At 49.1% G+C, this 4,133-nt stretch carries 4 protein-coding genes and 1 tRNA gene; 3 read left to right on the forward strand and 2 right to left on the reverse strand.

Features of this window, described 5'->3' with window-relative positions:
• The 3 genes from KKD83_04305 to KKD83_04315 form a co-directional block, all read left to right on the forward strand.
• Positions 1-735 (forward strand): amidohydrolase family protein (locus KKD83_04305; GenBank protein MBU2535375.1); only part of this gene is annotated, 735 nt, incomplete at its 5' end.
• 34 nt (positions 736-769) lie between these two features.
• A complete protein-coding gene (locus tag KKD83_04310) occupies positions 770-916 on the forward strand; it encodes a hypothetical protein (GenBank protein ID MBU2535376.1) in 147 nt (48 codons plus the stop codon).
• A 335-nt stretch (positions 917-1,251) separates the two neighbouring features.
• Positions 1,252-1,827 carry a hypothetical protein gene (locus KKD83_04315; protein MBU2535377.1) on the forward strand — a complete coding sequence of 192 codons (576 nt, stop codon included), beginning with the start codon at positions 1,252-1,254 and terminating at the stop codon, positions 1,825-1,827.
• 226 nt (positions 1,828-2,053) lie between these two features.
• Here the strand turns inward: KKD83_04315 and KKD83_04320 are convergent.
• Together KKD83_04320 and KKD83_04325 are read right to left on the reverse strand one after the other, a co-directional pair.
• Positions 2,054-2,129, reverse strand: a tRNA-Lys gene (locus KKD83_04320).
• Entirely contained in the window at positions 2,120-3,310 is a 1,191-nt protein-coding gene (locus tag KKD83_04325) for a site-specific integrase (protein MBU2535378.1), read from the reverse strand. Before KKD83_04325 ends, KKD83_04320 begins: the two co-directional genes overlap by 10 nt.
• Between the last annotated feature and the right edge of the window lie 823 nt (positions 3,311-4,133).

Below are 4,133 nucleotides of genomic sequence, written 5' to 3' on the forward strand. Positions count from 1 at the left end.
CAATACGGGTTGACCGACGTCGCTGCTGGGATCGTGAGCTTCGCCGATCTCACTTTAGGTGCTGCGGTAATACCGGTGTTGGAAGCACACATAGCGGCCAGCAAGAGCCGGTTCCGCGGGATTCGCCACATAAACGCCTGGGACGCGAGTCCCGATATCGTATCAACCAGAAAGCCTCCCCAGGGGCTGTTATTGGATCCGAAGTTCCGAGAGGGATTTGCGTGCCTGAAGAAGCACGACTTGAGTTTTGATGCCTGGTTATATCACCCACAGTTGACGGAATTGGTGGACCTGGCGAGAGCCTTCCCTGATATAACCATCATCCTGAACCATATTGGAGGTCTCTTAGGTACTGGCCCCTATGCCGGGAAAAGTGCGGAAGTGTTTCACGATTGGCAGCGCGAGATTGCTGCGCTGGCTGCCTGCCCCAACGTGTTTGTGAAGCTGGGCGGGCTCGGGATGCCGCGCAGTGGCTTTGGCTGGCATGAGCAGACCACCCCGCCAAATTCAACCGAGCTAGCTGAGACCATGGGACCCTATTATCGCTATTGCATTGAGCAGTTTGGCGTAGACCGTTGTATGTTCGAGAGTAATTTCCCGGTCGATAAGATATCCTACTCATACACCGTTCTGTGGAATGCCTTTAAGCACATCTCTGAAGGCTTCACGCCACAGGAGCGTGGCGCCCTGTTCCACGATACTGCCGTGAAGGTGTACCGTCTCCAGACCAAGTGACGATGGGTATGGCGAGGATAAGCTCACAGACGAGATGGCTGTTTTAGTTGCTGAAGCCTGCGGTGCTTACGGGCGGCTGGTGGAAGACCCGGCTGATGTTCTGCCAGCCTTGAAAGACGCTCTTGACCAGGTTCACCTCGGGAGACCCGCGGTGTTGGATGTGAGGATAGAGAGCGAGTGAACGCCTTTCTGGCCTCAACTAATCCGTCAATACGGTGGCTTGGCTGCTAAAGACTGGCCCAGTCATAAAGTTAGTCCACAGTAGATAACAATTGCTTGAAATGTATAATTGAGGCTATTTCAAGAGTAAAGCACGTACAGCCTAGTTAAACCAAAATCCTGTAACAAAGGCTGAATCATTGTATCTATGGGACGATAAAAATATCCCTCCCGGTTTTACCATATCTTCTGGGCATATTCTGTCGGAAACTGTCACTATTAGGTACGTACATCACTAAATACAAATTACCTGAAGGCCATGTTATAATCGCATCAATAATTGGAGAACATTTATTGATGACTCAAACACCTCGCGACGACAATAAAAAAGACAATTTATCCCAAGGAGACGTGGAGATTGATCCCGAAGTTCTTAATAAACTCCTGAGTCAAATTCCTGATGGGCCACTAAAAAACGTCGAAGAAGTCATATTTCCAGAGCCGTTACCTCATTTTCGCATACCGCGTCGCCTGAAAAATAGTAAAAGTAAACGGGGCCCAAAATCTATTGAGGATTGGAATAAAGAGGTACGCAGTGTTTGGGGTCACTTATATGATACAGAGGAACTTGAAAAAAGCTGGCTAGCACAATTGCCAACAATACAAAAACTCGCGGCCAGTGAACACGGTGGAAGAACTATAGGGAGTGGATTAGCTCTACAAGCACTCTTAAAGAAAGCTCTTGAGGAAGTTCTGAAATACGATATGGAGGATAAAACCAAGGCAGTGCTCACGTATTTCCCGAAGATGAAAATAATAGATATCGCTTCTCAAGTTGGTCTAGAGCGTTCTTCATTAAGCCGTCGCTATGTTTCGAGAGCCGTAAACCTACTCACAGTGGCATTCCAGCGTCTTACCGATAGATCGACCTGATACAACGTGTCTTCGATGAAATTCCGTTGACCCTGCTGATAATAATTTAAAACGGTAAAACTCGGCCGGTAATAATTATTTTTCAGCGTAAATGAAATATTGTTTTTTTCCTAGCAATTATCCAGTAAATATGTTAGTATCTGCGTGTCGAAATGATGGAACGTGAGATAAAAAGTGACTTGGTGATTCGGAATATTTCGGCGTTTTGGAAGACCTCAGATGAGGGTGGTGAGCCGCACAGGAATCGAACCTGTAACCTGCTGATTAAGAGTCAGCTGCTCTGCCAGTTGAGCTAGCGGCCCATCGTATCTGGGTTAGAACCCCTTGCCACCATTTTGCCACCATTTTCTCTTGTAACCAGGTTGTCAAAGTGCTCGGCGGCTCTCTCTTGTAACCCCGGCAAGACATGGCTATAGGTATCAAGGGTAATGCCAATGCTGGCGTGCCCTAGCCTTTCGCTTACTATTTTAGGGTGTACGCCACCTTTTAGCAAGATGGTAGCATGACTATGCCTGAGGTCGTGAAAACGGATATGAGGCAGGCCGGCTTTCTTGAGAACTTTGGCAAAGGTATGACTGACTACGCCAGGGTCTAGAGGCTTACCATCAAGGTGACTGAATACGAGGTCACTATCGGCTGGAAGCTTTCCCAGTAAGATCCTTCGTGTCTGTTCCTCGGCTTTATACTCACGTAGTAGTAGTGCCAGAGAGGGCGACAATGCTATCCGGCGCCGGCTGTGAGAACTCTTTGGCCTTAACATTTTGCAAACCCCGGAGCGCTTATACAACGCCTGAACTACAGAAAGAGAAGCCATATCGAGGTCAACATCACACCAGCGTAATCCCAGCAGCTCCCCTAGGCGCATCCCCGTGTACAGGGCTGTATAAAACAACGCATAGTAAGGGGTCTCTTGAGCCGCCTCCAGGAATTGGGGGACATCTTCGGGGGATAGGGTTGCCATCTCCTTTCGCTCAGGGTGAGGGGGGTCTGCCGCTTCAGCTACATTCCGAATCAAGAATCCCATCTTGACAGCATGACTTAATGCCTCAGAAAGGATACGGTGGTGATACAGGACAGTTCGAGCGGAGAGGCCGCCTTTTCCATCAATGCGACCCTTAGTGAGAGCTTGGCTGTAGTAGTTCTGAAGCTGCTGCGGTTGAAGCTGGGTCAGTGGTATTGCTCCTAAGGCTGGGATAAGATGACGCCTCACCTCAGACTGGTAACTTTGCACTGTCCTGATGCCACAACTCGTTGCCACATAGCCACTGAGCCAGTTGCCCAACCACTCACCAAAAGTAATCCGCTTTGGTTTAATAAAACTCCCCTCCCCAATACTGACCTCCAATTCAGCCAACCGCTGTTTCGCTAGCTTCTTGCTCCCCTTGAGAGTTTCATAGTGCCTCTTGCGCTGACCTGTTACTGGGTCTAAGCCGCTATCAAGGTAAATCTCCCAGCTTTCCTTTGACCTTTTTCTAATTGGCATTTGAGTTATCTCCTTTCCCTCGTTTTCTAATATTCCCTTTCATTTTTGTCTCCTTTCTCCAGTTTTTTAGATGGGTAAGTTTTGATGCTTACGTTTCATCGTCGCGCAGTCGTTCCCGCGGATAAACAACTCAAGCCTAAGTCTGCTCGAGAATCCGATTTCGGCAGGCCACACCCACGAGGGAATTTGGCGACTTGCCCATGATGGCTTGAGGTTCATCACCGCTCCGACATACTCGAATAGAAATGTGTTCGGAAACGAACACCGCAGTAACTCGTTTGAGACTTTCACCTGCCTCTGATTTAGCACCTCCCATATCTCGTCCCGCCACTCGGAGAATAATAGTGACCGAAGTAAATTCGCCCAAATCCATAGAAGCACCGTCGACCACCAGGATTTGCCCTTCAATCTAACTAAGACCGTCCCGTATTGCGATAGTTCTACCAGCCCCGCACCTGTTATCACAGCACTAGCGAATGTCTCGGCCTGCCATTCTGGGCATTTGGCACTTAGTTTTCGGTCAGTCTCCCGGCAAATCGAGTGAATAATCTCCCGAATCTCATGCAGCAGAGTGAACATCCGACGGAACTCGGAATCTTTTGGTCTTAAGACCACATGGAATTTGCTATTTGACCTGTGCCAGTGCCCGCGAAGGGGCATGTCCCGCTCTTCTAAATCTACGCCACACATCTTCGCGACCTTGGCTATATCCCCAAACATGGGCGTGCACGGTATCCCGAAAAACTCGACAAAACTCCCCGCTAGGAGCCGAATCGGTAACGTGGTTAGACCGCGGTGACCCACATAGCGGCCGAAACTGCGC

It is taken from the genome of Chloroflexota bacterium (assembly GCA_018829775.1).
GTDB lineage: Bacteria > Chloroflexota > Dehalococcoidia > Dehalococcoidales > RBG-16-60-22 > E44-bin89.